We start from the raw sequence: 15,594 nt of genomic DNA, 5'->3' as shown, positions 1-15,594 counted from the left end.
CGTTTCTCAGAGTAAACTTGCAAGACGGTGGTATTCAAGGCAACGAAACTTTAAAGGAAATAGCATGACACGCATGGTTCACTGCATCAAGCTCGGTAAAGAAGCCGAAGGCCTGGAGTTCCCCCCGATGCCAGGAGAGTTGGGCAAAAAACTGTATGAGAGTGTATCCAAAGAAGCCTGGCAGGCATGGATCAAGCTGCAAACCATGATCATCAATGAAAACCGCTTGAGCCTGGCCGACCCGCAGCATCGCAAATATTTAACCGAGCAAGTGCAAAAACATTTCTTTGGTGATGGCGCTGATCAAGTCAGCGGTTATGTGCCCCCGGCAGCTTAAGGCTGAGATGGCGGGTCTGGCGGGGCGATTTCTTCTTCCCCGCGCCGTATCCTCCGTAGCGCTAGCGCCGAATTTTCAGGCAAAAAAAGGCTGCGTGAATTTCTCGACGCAGCCTTGGGGGGGACTAAAGGATACTAAAGGGTGTTGAGCGGGTGAAAGGATGGCTTACTGCGAGAGTTCTTTTTCCAGGGCTTCCAGCCCGATGTGGCGCACATCGCGCCCCTTGACCATATACACGACGTATTCAGCAATATTCTTGGCGTGATCGCCAATGCGCTCAATGGCGCGGGCGACAAACAGCAAATCCAGCGAGCTGGAAATGGTGCGCGGATCTTCCATCATAAAGGTAATCAGCTGACGCATCGTTGCCTTGAAGCTGGCATCCACTTCGCGATCCTGTCGTGCCACTTCATAGGATACCGTTTCATCCACGCGGGCAAACGCATCGAGAGATTTTCTCAGCATGGTCACTGCGATATTGGCGGTAGACCGCAGCTCGATGTGAGGAACGGAGCGTAGATTATCCGAGTGTAAAGCACGCGCCATTTTGGCAATTTTCTTGGCCTCATCGCCAATGCGTTCAAGGTCAGTGATGATTTTCACTACCGTCATGACCATGCGCAGATCAACCGCCGTTGGCTGCAGTCGGGCGATGATGTGCGTGCAGGCTTCGTCAAGCTCTACTTCATGCCGGTTAACCAGGTGATCATTGGCAATGATCTGCTCGATCGCGCTCAGGTCGCCACTTTCCAGTCCTCCCATGGCGCGCAGGAATTGTTGTTCCACCAAGCCGCCCATAGCCAAGACACGGCTACGCAGGTCTTCGAGATCGGTATCAAATTTTTTGAGAATATGTTGTTGACTCATGTCGCCACCTCTGATGTTCTCATCACTATACGCAAGGACTGTGAAGGAATTGTTGCAGTTATTTTCAGTGGCATCATTGTCCACCAAGTTCTAGCGATAGTCTATCGTTTCACCACCTTAACCGCACTTGACGTGGCAAGTAGCAGCACATCGGCACCACGCCGGGCGAAGAGCCCATTACTGACGACACCGGCAATACCATCAATCTGGCTTTCCAGCGTCGTGGGTTGGTTAATGCGCAGGCCATGCACATCGAGTATCAGGTTACCATTATCGGTGATGAAGCCTTCCCGCAGCTTGGGCGTGCCGCCCAATTGGCTAAGTTGCCGCGCGACATGGGCACGTGCCATCGGGATTACTTCCACCGGCAGCGGAAAACGGCCCAGGGTGGCAACGTGCTTCGAGGCATCGCAGATGCAAACAAACGTATCCGCCACTGCGGCGACAATTTTTTCGCGCGTGAGCGCGCCGCCGCCACCCTTGATCATGGCCAGGCTTTCATCAATCTCATCGGCACCATCCACGTAAATGCCGATGTGCTCGACATCGTTCAGATCGAGCACGAGCATGCCATGGCCTGCCAGCCGCTGGTGCGTGGCTTCTGAGCTAGCGATAACACCCCCTAGACGATCTTTCATCGGGGTGAGCGCATCAATAAAATAATTGGCCGTTGAGCCGGTGCCTACACCGAGAATGGCACCCACGGGTAGATGCGCCGCCACGTAATCGCGCGCAGCGTGCGCCACCGCTTGTTTCATTTCATCTTGCGTCATGGTGTTATACGCGGGAGGGCGAAGAAATGTTCACCGTTATCGTAATGATCACAATCAACGTTTTCGCGGTGGCGGTAAATCGGTGCAACTGCCGTGCGCTACTTCTGCTGCCATGCCGATGCTCTCGCCCAGCGTGGGATGCGGGTGGATGGTTTTGCCGATGTCTGTTGCGTCCGCTCCCATCTCGATGGCCAGCGCCACTTCGCCGATCATGTCACCCGCGTTGGGTCCGACGATGCTGCCGCCAATGACGCGATGTGTTTCTGCATCGAACAAGAGCTTGGTGAAACCGTATTCCGCCCCGTTGGCAATCGCGCGGCCCGAGGCAGCCCACGGAAATTTGGCCACGGTGACTTTGCGGCCGATCTCTTTGGCTTCGTCTTCACCCACGCCAACCCAGGCGACTTCAGGATGTGTATAGGCTACCGAGGGAATCACGCGGGCATCGAAATAGCTCTTCATGCCAGCGGCGACTTCCGCGGCGACATGGGCTTCATGCACGGCTTTGTGAGCGAGCATGGGCTGGCCGACGATATCGCCGATGGCGAAAATGTGCGGCACATTGGTGCGCATCTGATTATCGACTGGAATAAATCCACGGTCAGTCACGATGACGCCCGCATTGGCCGCATCAATTTTTTTGCCATTCGGCACGCGGCCAGCGGCTTGCAGAATGAGGTCATAGTGTTGCCGCTCTTTAGGCGCTTCTTTGCCCGAAAAGGTAACCACCAGACTATCCGCTTGCGAATCGACGGAGACTGTTTTTGTTTTGAGCATGATGCGCTCAAAGCGGCTGGCGTTCTGCTTTTCCCAAACTGCAACCAGGTCGCGATCCGGCCCTTGCATCAAGGTGTCTTGCATTTCGACAACATCCACCTTGGCGCCCAGAGCGGCATAAACCGTGGCCATTTCCAGTCCGATAATGCCGCCGCCGATCACCAGCATGCGCTTCGGGGTGAATGGCAATTCGAGCGCGCCGGTTGAATCAACGATGCGTGGGTCTTTGGGTGACTCGGGAATAAACGGCAAATGAATGGCCGCACTGCCTGCCGCGATGATGCATTGCGTAAAGCGTATGACGCGCGTTGAGCCGGTTTTTTCCTGTGCGTTGCCAGTCGTGGTTTCCACTTCAAGATGAGTGGCGTCCAGAAAGCGTCCAAGCCCACGCACGACCTCTACCTTGCGCGCTTTGGCCATACCGGCCAGGCCCGTGGTGAGTTTGCTGACAACCCCTGCCTTGTGCGCACGCAGGCGGTCAAGATCAATGGTCGGGGCCGCAAATTGAATACCTAGCGTGTTGGCATGTGCCGCTTCATCCATCACTTCAGCCACATGCAGCAAGGCCTTTGAGGGGATGCAGCCGACATTCAAACACACGCCACCCAAGGTGGCGTAGCGTTCAACCAGTACGGTTTTCAAACCCATATCCGCCGCGCGAAAAGCTGCTGAATAGCCGCCCGGCCCTGCACCCAATACCAGCAGATCACAGACGATGTCAGCGGTGCCAGAAAAGTGTGCCGCTGTTCGCCCTGCCTGGGCGGGGGTTGGCGTAGCGGCCTGATTATTTGGCGGTGCCGCCGTATCACCAGCGCCGCCCAGAGACGGGCTCAAGACTTTTGGTGCAGCTTCTGGTTGTGTACTTGATTGAGCAGCGGAGGATGGGGCTTCTTGATTCAGCGTGGCTGCCACGGTGACGGTGGCTGCATCGGCCACCGTCACCATCGCCACCGGAGTACCGGTAGAGACTTTATCGCCCAGCTTTACCTTCAATTCATGGATCACGCCCGCCACGGGCGAGGGCACATCCAGCGTGGCTTTATCTGATTCAAGCGTCATGAGTGCATCTTCCACCTTGACACTATCGCCGACCTTCACCAGAAGATCGATGATGGGGATGTCCTTGAAATCACCAATATCAGGAACCCGCACTTCAACCAGTTGACTCATTGATCTTCTCCGTAAAGTTTTATAACAGCACCTTGCGCATATCTACCAGCAAGGCCGATAAATAGCTGGTAAACCGCGCAGCGGCAGCACCGTCAATCACGCGGTGATCGTAAGAGAGTGACAGCGGTAGCATCTGGCGAGGCACAAAGGCTGCGCCATCCCACACCGGTTTGGTTTGGGTTTTGGAGACGCCAAGGATCGCGACTTCCGGCGCGTTAATAATTGGGGTGAATGCTGTACCGCCAATGCCGCCCAGGCTGGAAATGGAAAAGCAGCCGCCCTGCATATCGGCAGACCCTAGTTTGCCATCGCGCGCTTTTTGCGCGAGCGCACCCATTTCACGGGCAATGTCGGCCAGGCCTTTTTTATCGGCATCACGCAACACAGGCACCATCAGGCCGTTGGGGGTATCTGCCGCAAAGCCGATATGGAAATATTGTTTGAGCACCAGACGCTGTTCATCACCCCGGCCTTCGAGCGAAGCGTTAAAGTCGGGAAATTTTTTCAGCGCGCTTACCACGGCCTTGATCAAAAACGCCAGCATGGTGAGTTTGACGCCGCTTTTTTCCAGCTCTTTATTGGTCGCAACGCGGAAGGCTTCCAGGTCGGTGATGTCGGCTTCATCAAACTGTGTGACGTGAGGAATCATCGCCCAGTTGCGCGCCAGATTCGCCCCTGAAATCTTCTTGATGCGGGAGAGCGGACGCAATTCGATGGCGCCAAATTTGGCAAAATCGACTGTCGGCCAGGGCAGCAGATTGAGCCCGTTGAGACCGCCAGAAGTCTGTCCTGATGCTACGGCGGCAGAGCCCGCACCCGTCATCACGCCTTTGACGAAGGCTTCCACATCCGCCTGCGTGATGCGGCCTTTAAGCCCCGTGCCGGAAACCTTGGCTACATCCACGCCCAGGGTGCGGGCAAAGGCGCGCACCGAGGGACTGGCATGCGCGTGAGTGCCTGGCGTTGCCGATGATTCAGCTGAGGGTGCGGGTGCGGCTATTGCCGTTGGCGTGGGGGCTGGAATAGGGGCAGGCGCAGCGACCGCTGGCGCCGTTTCAGCAGGGGTTTTGACCGGAGTTTCAGCTGAAGTTTCAACCGATTTTTCAACCAATGCTGCCGTATCACCAGCGCCGATTTTTATAGGATTCGATACTTTCACGCGCGCCACCAGCACGCCCTCGGAAATTTTATCGCCTACCTTGACGCGTAGTTCGCTAATCACGCCTGCCACTGGCGAAGGAACATCCATCGTGGCTTTGTCGGATTCAACAGTGATTAATGAATCTTCTACCTTGACTTCATCGCCGACCTTGACCAGCACGTCGATAATCGGCACATCGGTGAAGTCACCAATCGCAGGAACGAGAATATCTACAATGTCAGACATGGCTTAAACCTTTACCGGGTTGGGTTTGTTGGCATCCAGCGCATATTTGGCAATCGCAGCAGCCACCTGGCTACGTTCAATCTGGCCATCATCGGCCAGGGCAGTCAGTGCAGCCAGCGTGATCCAGTAACGATTCACCTCGAAAAAGTGGCGCAACTTTTCGCGCGTATCAGAGCGGCCAAAGCCATCGGTGCCCAGCACGGTGTAGCGGCGTGGCACCAGTGAGCGTATCTGTTCTGCATAGAGCCGAATGTAATCGGTGGCGGCGATGATGGGCCCGCGGGTATCCGTGAGGCACGCGGTGACATGCGATATGCGCTGTGTGTCTGTGGGGTGCAGCAGGTTCCAGCGTGCGCAGTCTTGCCCGTTGCGCGCCAGCTCGTTAAAGCTCGGGCAAGACCATAAATCAGCCTCCACACCCCAATCTTCGCGCAGCAAATCGGCTGCCGCCATGACCTCGCGGAAGATCGTGCCCGAACCCAGCAACTGCACGCGTGGCCCGTTGGAGGCAGCTCCCCTGCGGAATGCATACATGCCCTTGAGAATGCTCTCGGCACTGCCTTCCGGCATGGCGGGATGTTCGTAATTTTCGTTCATCACCGTGAGGTAATAAAACACATCCTCTTGCTCTGCCACCATGCGACGCAAACCATCCTGCACGATCACCGCGACTTCATAGGCAAAGGTCGGATCGTATGAGAGGCAGTTAGGCACGGCGCTGGCCAGCACATGCGAATGGCCGTCTTCATGTTGCAGGCCTTCGCCATTCAGCGTGGTGCGTCCTGCCGTGCCGCCGATGAGAAAGCCGCGCGCCCGCTGATCGCCCGCCGCCCACACCAAGTCCATGGTGCGCTGCATGCCGAACATCGAATAAAACACATACACCGGAATCATCTGCACGCCATGCACTGAATAGGCAGTTGCCGCCGCGATCCAGTCGGCCATGGCACCGGCTTCGTTGATCCCGTCCTGCAGAATCTGGCCGTCTTTGGTTTCCTTGTAGAACATCAACTGGTCGGCATCTTGCGGCACATATTTCTGCCCGTCCTGATTCCAGATGCCGATCTGGCGGAACAGGCCTTCCATGCCAAAAGTGCGCGATTCATCCACCACGATGGGCACCACGCGGCGGCCGATCACCTTGTCTTTGAGCATCACATTCAACGCACGCACAAACGCCATGGTGGATGAGAACTCGCGGCCCTCACCGCCCGCTTTTAACAAGGCCTCGAAAGCCGACAGCGGTGGCACCGGCAACGGTTCGACGCGGCGGCGGCGGGCGGGCGTAAAGCCGCCCAGCGCCTCGCGCCGTGCGCGCATGTAAGTCAGTTCTGGCGAGCCTTCCGCGAACTTGAGGTAGGGCAGTTTTTCAATGTCGTCATCCTTGACCGGCAACTTGAAGCGGTTGCGGAAAGCCTTGAGTGAATCGCTGTCCATTTTCTTTTGCTGGTGGGTAATGTTCTGCGCCTCGCCGGAAGGGCCCATGCCATAACCCTTGATGGTCTTGGCCAGAATCACCGTCGGCTTGCCGGTATGCGCCACCGCAGCGGCGTAGGCCGCGTAGATTTTGTGCGGATCGTGACCACCGCGATTAAGCGCCCAGATGTCAGCATCCGACCAGTGCTCAACCATTTTGGCGAGTTCAGGATATTTGCCAAAGAAATGTTTGCGCACATAGGCGCCATCTTTTGCCTTGAAGGTTTGGTAATCGCCATCCACGCATTCCATCATGCGCTGGTGCAGCAGACCGGTTTTATCCTGCGCCAGCAGCGCATCCCAGTAGCCGCCCCAAACCACCTTGATGACATTCCAGCCCGCACCGCGAAAATCAGACTCCAGCTCTTGAATGATTTTGCCATTCCCGCGCACTGGGCCATCGAGCCGCTGCAGATTGCAATTGATGACGAAAATCAGGTTGTCCAGCCGTTCGCGTCCGGCCACGCCAATGGCGCCCATGGATTCCGGCTCGTCCATCTCGCCGTCGCCCATGAAGGCCCAGACCTTGCGACCTTCGGTTGTCGCCAGGCCGCGATCCTGCATATATTTCATGAAGCGTGCGTGATAAATCGCCTGCAAGGGCGCGAGTCCCATAGACACCGAGGGAAACTGCCAGAAGTCCGGCATCAGCCATGGATGCGGGTAGCTGGAAAGCCCCTTGCCATCAACCTCACGGCGGAAGTTGTCCATTTGATCCTCCGTCAAGCGACCGAGCAGAAAAGCGCGGGCATAAATGCCTGGCGACGAATGCCCTTGCCAGAGCACCAAATCGCCACCATGATTTTCGGATGGCGCATGCCAAAAGTGATTAAAGCCGACGTCATACAAGGTGGCGGCGGAAGCATAGCTGGCAATGTGGCCACCCAGGCCGGAATCGTCACGGTTGGCGCGTAGCACCATGATCATTGCATTCCAGCGCGCATAGGCGCGGATGGTGTGCTCCAGTTCCTGATCACCCGGCATGCGGGGCTGCTGCCCGACGGGGATCGTGTTGATGTAATCCGTATTGGCGCTGTAGGGGATATTGATGCCTGCGCGGTGGCTATCGGCGATCAACTGTTCAAGCAGAAAGTGTGCACGCTCCGGCCCTGCTTTTTCGATCACGGCGGCCAGCGCATCGAGCCATTCGCGGGTTTCCTGCGGGTCAATGTCGGCAGGAGTTAAAGACGCATCAGGCGTGGCGGACATGGATGTAACGGACATGCTAATTTTCCTCGTGAGAATAATGTTATTTCGCGGCCAGTCGCCACAAAATTTTTTATGCAACTGCACTCGGGGTAAGAGTGCAATCGGCATCATGTGCGGCCATTCTAAAACACTCTGTGCGATGGCGCAGTGAATGCGGGTGGAAGTAGGCTCGCGAATGCTGGCTTTCGTTGACTTCGCGGCGTTTCTGTGTGCGTTGCTGCGCTTTGAGTCGCGCGCGGCTGGCGCGTTTGTCGGTGCGCAAATGTGCGCTGCCTTTTTTCATCAGCGGGTGTGTCGCCAGCAGATGACGCGGGTGTAACGCCTGCTGGCGCTGTTTTTGCTTGGCCTGCTTCATGGGCGATGAAATGTCATGATGGCATGGCCCTCTGCGGTGTGCGCCGGACGTGCTCGTGGCGCGGGTTTCCAGGCATGGCCGTAGACCACTTCAAAGCGTAGCGGCCAGCGCCCCTCGTGATCGCGCGGCCAGGCAGAAAAAACCTTGCGCCAGGTGCGAAAAGGCTGCTGGCCAAGAAACGCATCACGCACACCCAAATGGCGCTGATCGGCAAGAAACTGGCGCGGGTGGCGGTAGGTGAAATTCAGTACCTCCATATCCATCACCGGGTCGGCAAAGCCTGCTGCCACGAGCATATCGCCGATGTCATGCATGTCGATGAAGCGCCGCGCCGTGTCATCAGCGCCGACTTCTTCCATAGCAGAGCGGAGTTCAAGCAAGCTATCCGGCCCCAGCGTGGCGAACATCACCAGGCCGCCGACAGCCATCACGCGATGTATTTCGCGCAGCGCGGGTAGCGGGTCATCCAGCCAGTGCAGCATCAGATTCGACCACACAAAATCCAGCGTATTGTCCGCCAGCGGCAGCGCGCGCGCATCGGCGTTAATGAGTTGCGGGCCGCGATTGAGTAGGCGTCCAAGTAAGCGCGTGAGGCGTGAACTGTGGGCACGCACACCGTGCAACATCGGCAGAGAAACATCAATCGCCAGCGCCTGCGTCTTGTTGTAACGTGCTTGCAAGGCGCGTATGCCGTCGCCCGTGGCGCAGCCGATGTCGGCGATGCGCTGCGGCGAAATCTTCATGTAATCGAGGCGCTCCGCCATGCGTGCGCCAACGAGGCGGGCGAGCACAGCCGCTTGATCGTAAGCTGCCGCCGTGCCAGGTAAATTGCGGCTCACACCGCGAATCACACTGAAATAAGTCCCAGACGGCTAAACAGCGCTTCGTCGCGATCGGCTTGCGGGTTGCCCGCGGTGAGCAGTTTGTCGCCGTAGAAAATCGAATTTGCACCGGCGAGAAAACACAACGCCTGCATCTCGTCGCTCATCTCTTCACGGCCCGCCGAGAGGCGCACCATGGACGTTGGCATGAGGACGCGCGCCACAGCAATCGTGCGCACAAATTCAAACGGGTCGAGTGGCGCGACATGCCCCATCGGCGTGCCAGGCATCGGCACCAACTGGTTGATCGGCACTGATTCCGGCGGCGTGGACATGTTCGCCAGTTCAGCCAGCAAACCGGCACGCGCGCGGCGTGTTTCGCCCATGCCGACAATGCCGCCACAGCACACCTTGATGCCCGCGCCGCGCACCTGCGCCAGCGTATCAAAACGATCAGCCTGCGTGTGCGTGGTGATCACCTGGCCATAAAATTCGGGCGACGTATCCAGGTTGTGGTTGTAATAATCCAGCCCCGCGTCTTTCAGCTGTTCGGCCTGCCCCTCTTTGAGCATGCCCAGCGTGGCGCAGGTTTCCAGCCCCAGCGCCTTGACCGCCGCGATCATCCCGGCCACCTGTGCCAGATCTTTTTCTTTCGGTCCGCGCCAGGCCGCGCCCATGCAAAAGCGTGATGCGCCCTTGTCTTTGGCGGCTTGCGCAGCGGCGATCACCTCTTCGAGCGGCAGCAAGGCTTCACGCTCGACCTCGCCGTGGCGCGCCGACTGCGAGCAATAACCGCAATCTTCCGAACAGCCGCCGGTCTTGATCGAAAGCAGGGTAGAGCGCTGCACCGCATTCGCCACATGGTGTTGGCGATGCACTTCCTGTGCGCGAAACAGCAGATCGTTAAAGGGTAGCGCGAACAGCGCTTCGATCGCTTTAATGCTCCAGCGCAGATTCGGCGCGGCTGATGGCGCAGGTTTGTTCGGAGTGGTGTCCGGGGTTTTGTTCACGGTTTCTTTTGTAGCAAGAGCAGTCATTGCGGTGGACTCGATAGAATGCAGGGGAAGACACGCATCTTGGTGGAAGGAGCAACGCTTGTCAATCAAAAATCAGGCAGCAAACGCAGTCAAGGCAACCCTAAAGGCCACCATTGCAGCGCTGTTGCCGCGCGACTGTTTGCTGTGCGGCGCGGCCAGCGATAACGCCGTATTGTGCCCCAGTTGCAATGATCACCTGCCACGTCTGACCACGCAGCGCTGCCCGCAATGCGCCTTGCCCACACCGAACGCTGAACCCTGCGGCGCGTGCCTCAAGCAGGCGCCCTATTTCGACGCCACCACCGCCATCTGGCAATATGACTTCCCGCTCGACCGGATGATCCAGTCGCTCAAGTATTCGCGCCGTCTCGCCAGCGCCGACTTTTTCGGCGCCGAGTTGGCGATGCTACCTGGTACGCCACCCGACTTCATCCTGCCTGTTCCTCTGTCAGCCCAGCGGCTGGCGCAGCGCGGCTTTAATCAATCCATTGAGGTTGCCCGCCCGCTGGCGCGGCAACTGAGCGTCCCGTTGGAACTCAAGCACATCCACCGCCACCGCGACACCACACCGCAAGCCACCCTGCCGTGGAAAGAGCGCGCAAAAAACATCCGCCATGCGTTTGAATGCCGCCTTGATCTCACCGGCAAAACCGTGCTGGTGGTGGATGACGTCATGACCACCGGCGCCACACTGAATGAGCTGGCGCGCACCCTCAAGGCCCATGGCGCAGTGCGCGTCGAAAACCGCGTGCTGGCGCGGGCGTTGAAACATGGCTGAGAAGGTCGCCGCATCGCGATGGAGACTGCGCGAGCGTAGCCGCCCCTGTAGCCGCCTGTTGCAGTATCTGCCGCTTTACCCACAGCGTTGCCTGTGGCACAAGCTACGAGCAAGGAGTAAAGGCTGTGGCTTAATTGCCTAACGCTGCAGACGAACGGGGTGCGCCAAGACGTGGCGCGCCATTCGCGCAGTGCGTGAAGGCGGCGTGGTTCAGGTTGCCTTCGTTTCCGCGACTGTACCTTAAAAGTCGGCGCTGGCGATACGGCACCAGTGCCTTGCGCTACGCATCGGTTGTCATGCCTTGCTAATGGCGGTGTCGTCGGTTATCGTAATCGTCTGCGACACCCCTTCACTGTAACGTAAAGGAGCCATCATGACCGTTGCAAAAGTGATTGAAATTACTTCAAGCAGCAAAAAGAGTTTTGAAGATGCCATCTCTTCCGGCATTGCACGTGCGTCTGAAACGATTGCCGATATTCAGGGGGCTTGGGTAAAAGATCAAAAAGTCGTGGTGAGCAAAGGCAAGGTGACGGAATACCGTGTGACCATGAAAGTCACCTTTGTTTTAGCGGGTGCCAAAGCCACGGCAAGTGCCAAGAAAAAATAAACCGCAGGAGGCCGCAGTTTCCCGGGTAATTTTGCAGGCTGAAAATTTGCTCTCTTCTTAGCCTGCAAAGCTTTTCCTAATCAACGCGATATTTTTTTCACGCAGGAGACAAAATGAAATCACGTTCCGTCCTATTTTTAGCCGCTTCTATGTTGTGTTTTTCTTTGGCGGCACATGCAGATATCACCGTGCCAATGAATAAGGTAGATGAGCAGGGTGCTGGCCCGCAGGTGGGCCAGGTTGTTATTAGCGAAACGCCGTATGGCGTGGTTTTTAGCCCGACGTTGGCGGGGTTGCCGCCGGGTGTGCATGGGTTTCATGTGCATGAAAAACCAAGTTGCGCGCCGATGGAAAAAGATGGCAAACAGGTACCCGCCTTAGCGGCGGGCGGGCATTACGATCCAGCAGCGAGTAAACACCACGGTCTGCCGTGGGGCGATGGGCATCTGGGCGATTTGCCTGCGCTTTTCGTTGATGCTCAGGGCAATGCCACCACGCCTGTGTTGGCGCCAAGGCTCAAGTTGGCCGATGTAACGGGTCGCTCTTTGATGATTCATGCGGGGGGCGATAACCACGCAGACCATCCAGCCCCTCTGGGTGGCGGGGGTGCGCGCTTGTTCTGTGGCGTGATTCAATAATCAAAACTCAGCAAAAACCAGCGAATAACTGACAAACGCGGCATTTACGCGTTTTGCGCACGCTATCTGCTGGGGGGTAGTCGGTTTGCTGCACTAGCGTAACGCCCCCAGTTTGGTCGATAATAGCGAGTTTTCAGGAAGGCACAGTGCCTTCCAATCTTTTTGCGATGACTACCACCATGCCGTCTGCCGCTGTGTCTACCTCTGTGTCCGCCTCTGCTTTACCCCTTTCTAATGCGATTCGCGCGTTGGCCATGGATGCCGTGCAAAAGGCGAATTCTGGCCATCCGGGCGCGCCCATGGGCATGGCCGATATCGCCGAGGTGCTGTGGCATCGCCACCTGCGCCACAATCCGGCGAATCCGCACTGGGCAGGCCGCGATCGGTTTGTGTTATCCAATGGCCACGCGTCCATGCTGCTTTATTCCCTGTTGCATCTCACGGGGTATGACGTTTCGCTGGACGATCTGAAACAGTTTCGCCAGTTGCACAGCAAAACGCCGGGGCATCCGGAGATTGGCTACACGCCGGGCGTGGAAACCACCACCGGCCCGTTGGGCCAGGGTATTGCCAATGCCGTGGGCATGGCGCTGGCTGAGAAGCTGCTGGCGAATGAATTCAATCGCCCCGGCCATGAGATCGTTAATCACTACACTTATGTTTTTCTGGGCGACGGCTGCCTCATGGAAGGCATTTCGCATGAGGTCTGCTCGCTGGCTGGCACGTGGGGTTTATCCAAGCTGATCGTGTTTTGGGACGATAACGGCATTTCTATCGACGGCCATGTAGAGGGCTGGTTTACCGAAAATATTCCCGAGCGGTTTCAGGCTTACGGCTGGCAGGTGATCAGCAGTGTTGATGGGCATAATCCGGCGGCCATTGATGCGGCTATAGGCCAAGCGCAGGCCGATACTCAGCGGCCAACGCTGATCTGCTGCAAAACGGTGATTGGCAAAGGCGCGCCCAACAAGCAAGGCGGCCATGATGTGCATGGCGCCCCGCTGGGTGATGCCGAAATTGCCGCTGCCCGTGTTGCGCTAGGCTGGCCGTACGCACCGTTTGAAGTGCCGGCAGAGGTTTACGCAGCGTGGGATGCCAAAAAAACCGGCGCAGAATCCGAGGCTGCCTGGCAGCAAGGGTTTGCCGTTTATGCCAGGGCGCATCCTGAGTTGGCGGCTGAGTTTACCCGCCGCATGGCCGGTGATCTGCCCGCTGATTGGGAAGCCCATGTAGCGGCTGTGCTGGAAAAACTCAACGACAAAGCGGAAACCATTGCCACCCGCAAGGCCTCGCAAAACAGTATTGAAGCCTTTGCGCCCAAGCTGCCGGAGCTACTCGGCGGCTCGGCGGATCTGACGGGATCTAACCTCACGAACTGGTCGGGTTCTAAAGCAGTGACGCGGGCAGGTCACGGTAATTACATTCACTACGGCGTGCGCGAGTTTGGTATGGCGGCTATCGTGAATGGCTTGACGTTGCACGGCGGCTTTATTCCCTATGGCGGCACCTTTTTGATGTTTTCGGAATACGCGCGTAACGCGTTGCGTATGGCAGCGCTGATGAAGCAGCGGTCGATTTTTGTGTTCACCCACGATTCGATTGGCCTGGGCGAAGATGGCCCGACGCACCAGCCTGTGGAACAGTTGGCGACGTTGCGTTTGATTCCGCACATGGAAACCTGGCGCCCTTGCGATACGGTTGAAACGGCCATTGCCTGGGCTGCAGCCATTGAGCGGCGAGATGGCCCCACTTGCCTGGCGTTTTCAAGGCAGAATTTACCGTTTGTTAAACGCGATACGGCAACGCAGGCGGCTATCCGGCGTGGCGGTTATGTATTGTCCGAGGCTGCTGGCACGCCACAAGCCGTGTTGATTGCCACGGGTTCAGAGATTGATCTGGCGCTAAAAGCGCAAGCGCAACTGGCCACAGAGGGCATTGCAGTGCGCGTGGTTTCCATGCCGTGCACTAACCGTTTCGATCATCAAGACGATGCCTATCGCGCCAGCGTGTTGCCGCAAGGCATTGTGCGGGTGGCGATCGAAGCCGGGGTGACGGATGGCTGGTACAAATATGTAGGGCTGGAAGGTGCGGTCATTGGTTTAGACCGCTTTGGTGAGTCGGCACCGGCAGGTGCCTTGTTCAAGGCGTTTGGCTTTACCGTAGAGCATGTTGTCGCCACGGTGAAGGGTCTTATCTAGTTTTTTATTTCAGGAGTCGCACATGACGATCAAGGTTGGCATCAACGGATTTGGCCGCATCGGCCGCATGGTGTTCCGCGCGGCGGTACAAAATTTTTCTGATATCGAAATCGTTGGTATCAATGATCTGCTCGAGCCGGATTATCTGGCCTATATGCTGAAATACGATTCGGTTCATGGCCGTTTCAAGGGTGACATTTCGGTTGAGGGCAGTACCCTGATCGTGAATGGCAAAAAAATCCGCCTGACGGCGTTGAAAGACCCATCCGAGCTGAAATGGAATGAAGTCAACGCCGATGTAGTGATTGAAGCTACCGGGCTTTTCTTAACTAAAGAAACTGCGGCCAGGCACATCGCTGCCGGTGCGAAAAAAGTCATCATGTCTGCACCCTCGAAAGACGACACGCCGATGTTTGTGTTTGGCGTGAATGACAAAACCTACGCCGGGCAGACCATTGTTTCCAATGCCTCATGCACCACTAACTGCCTGGCCCCCGTGGCCAAGGTGTTGAACGATACCTGGGGCATCAAGCGTGGCCTGATGACTACCGTGCATGCTGCAACAGCAACGCAGAAAACCGTGGATGGCCCGTCCAACAAGGATTGGCGCGGCGGCCGAGGCATTCTGGAAAATATCATCCCCTCTTCAACCGGCGCAGCTAAAGCGGTCGGCGTGGTGATTCCCGAGTTGAACAAGAAGCTCACCGGTATGTCGTTCCGTGTGCCGACTTCCGATGTATCGGTCGTCGATTTGACTGTCGAGTTGGTCAAAGAGGCGAGCTATGCCGAGATCTGCGCAGCAATGAAGGCCGCCTCGCAAGGTGACATGAAAGGCGTGCTCGGATACACCGAAGATAAAGTGGTAGCGACCGATTTTCGCGGCGAGAGCTGCACCTCGGTATTCGATGCCGAGGCGGGCATCGCGCTGGATAGCACTTTCGTCAAGATCGTGGCCTGGTATGACAACGAGTGGGGCTACTCGAACAAAGTGTTGGAAATGACGCGCGTGATTGGTCAGTCAGCAGTAAATTAAGTAGCACGTAAAAAGTTATGCGAAGCGGTATCCGGACAGCGCTGGTGATACGCCGCAAAGCTTTGAACCCGGCTGCAGGGAATGCAGAGCCGTTCCTGGAAAGTCCCCTTGGGGGACGGCGCAATTTACAC

At 57.1% G+C, this 15,594-nt stretch carries 14 protein-coding genes; 6 read left to right on the top strand and 8 right to left on the bottom strand.

The genetic code is table 11. From position 1 onward, the window contains the following. Window positions 1-64 precede the first annotated feature (64 nt). Window positions 65-337 (top strand): oxidative damage protection protein, encoded by a 273-nt coding sequence (locus PG1C_RS12565; RefSeq protein WP_202635085.1) that lies wholly within the window; start codon window positions 65-67, stop codon window positions 335-337. A 165-nt stretch (window positions 338-502) separates the two neighbouring features. Here the strand turns inward: PG1C_RS12565 and phoU are convergent, their stop codons facing one another. The 8 genes from phoU to bioB form a co-directional block, all read right to left on the bottom strand. Next, window positions 503-1,204 (bottom strand): phosphate signaling complex protein PhoU, encoded by a 702-nt coding sequence (phoU, locus tag PG1C_RS12560; protein ID WP_202635084.1) that lies wholly within the window; start codon window positions 1,202-1,204, stop codon window positions 503-505. 101 nt (window positions 1,205-1,305) lie between these two features. Then, a complete protein-coding gene (gene rpiA / locus PG1C_RS12555; protein ID WP_202635083.1) occupies window positions 1,306-1,977 on the bottom strand; it encodes a ribose-5-phosphate isomerase RpiA in 672 nt (223 codons plus the stop codon). A gap of 54 nt (window positions 1,978-2,031) precedes the next feature. Continuing rightward, window positions 2,032-3,924 carry a dihydrolipoyl dehydrogenase gene (gene lpdA / locus PG1C_RS12550; protein WP_202635082.1) on the bottom strand — a complete coding sequence of 631 codons (1,893 nt, stop codon included), beginning with the start codon at window positions 3,922-3,924 and terminating at the stop codon, window positions 2,032-2,034. A 19-nt stretch (window positions 3,925-3,943) separates the two neighbouring features. After that, window positions 3,944-5,311, bottom strand: coding sequence for a dihydrolipoyllysine-residue acetyltransferase (gene aceF, locus PG1C_RS12545; RefSeq protein WP_202635081.1), 1,368 nt, complete (start codon window positions 5,309-5,311; stop codon window positions 3,944-3,946). 3 nt (window positions 5,312-5,314) lie between these two features. Then, a complete protein-coding gene (aceE, locus tag PG1C_RS12540; protein ID WP_202637067.1) occupies window positions 5,315-7,996 on the bottom strand; it encodes a pyruvate dehydrogenase (acetyl-transferring), homodimeric type in 2,682 nt (893 codons plus the stop codon). 70 nt (window positions 7,997-8,066) lie between these two features. Further along, window positions 8,067-8,351 carry a hypothetical protein gene (locus PG1C_RS12535; protein ID WP_202635080.1) on the bottom strand — a complete coding sequence of 95 codons (285 nt, stop codon included), beginning with the start codon at window positions 8,349-8,351 and terminating at the stop codon, window positions 8,067-8,069. Next, the gene (locus PG1C_RS12530) at window positions 8,348-9,190 is read right to left on the bottom strand and encodes a methyltransferase domain-containing protein (protein WP_237218190.1); all 843 of its coding nucleotides are present in this window, start codon (window positions 9,188-9,190) and stop codon (window positions 8,348-8,350) included. The genes PG1C_RS12535 and PG1C_RS12530 overlap by 4 nt, the downstream gene beginning before the upstream one ends. An 8-nt stretch (window positions 9,191-9,198) precedes the next feature. Further along, on the bottom strand, window positions 9,199-10,209 hold the full coding sequence (gene bioB / locus PG1C_RS12525; protein WP_202635078.1) for a biotin synthase BioB: 1,011 nt from the start codon (window positions 10,207-10,209) through the stop codon (window positions 9,199-9,201). 58 nt (window positions 10,210-10,267) lie between these two features. Between bioB and PG1C_RS12520 the strand changes: the two genes are divergently transcribed. The 5 genes from PG1C_RS12520 (at window position 10,268) to gap (ending at window position 15,463) form a co-directional block, all read left to right on the top strand. Continuing rightward, window positions 10,268-10,987: a ComF family protein gene (locus PG1C_RS12520; protein WP_237218189.1), complete on the top strand. Its 720-nt coding sequence runs from the start codon at window positions 10,268-10,270 to the stop codon at window positions 10,985-10,987. A gap of 373 nt (window positions 10,988-11,360) precedes the next feature. Then, window positions 11,361-11,594 (top strand): dodecin family protein, encoded by a 234-nt coding sequence (locus PG1C_RS12515; RefSeq protein ID WP_202635076.1) that lies wholly within the window; start codon window positions 11,361-11,363, stop codon window positions 11,592-11,594. Window positions 11,595-11,707: 113 nt separating this feature from the next. Further along, window positions 11,708-12,232: a superoxide dismutase family protein gene (gene sodC, locus PG1C_RS12510; RefSeq protein ID WP_202635075.1), complete on the top strand. Its 525-nt coding sequence runs from the start codon at window positions 11,708-11,710 to the stop codon at window positions 12,230-12,232. A 179-nt stretch (window positions 12,233-12,411) separates the two neighbouring features. Next, a complete protein-coding gene (gene tkt, locus PG1C_RS12505; RefSeq protein WP_202637066.1) occupies window positions 12,412-14,430 on the top strand; it encodes a transketolase in 2,019 nt (672 codons plus the stop codon). A gap of 22 nt (window positions 14,431-14,452) precedes the next feature. Further along, window positions 14,453-15,463 (top strand): type I glyceraldehyde-3-phosphate dehydrogenase, encoded by a 1,011-nt coding sequence (gene gap, locus PG1C_RS12500; RefSeq protein WP_202635074.1) that lies wholly within the window; start codon window positions 14,453-14,455, stop codon window positions 15,461-15,463. Window positions 15,464-15,594: the final 131 nt, after the last annotated feature.

This window comes from Rugosibacter aromaticivorans, assembly GCF_000934545.1.
GTDB lineage: Bacteria > Pseudomonadota > Gammaproteobacteria > Burkholderiales > Rhodocyclaceae > Rugosibacter > Rugosibacter aromaticivorans.
Note: the sequence above shows the minus strand (reverse complement) of the source record. Positions and strands in the feature narration are given on the sequence as shown.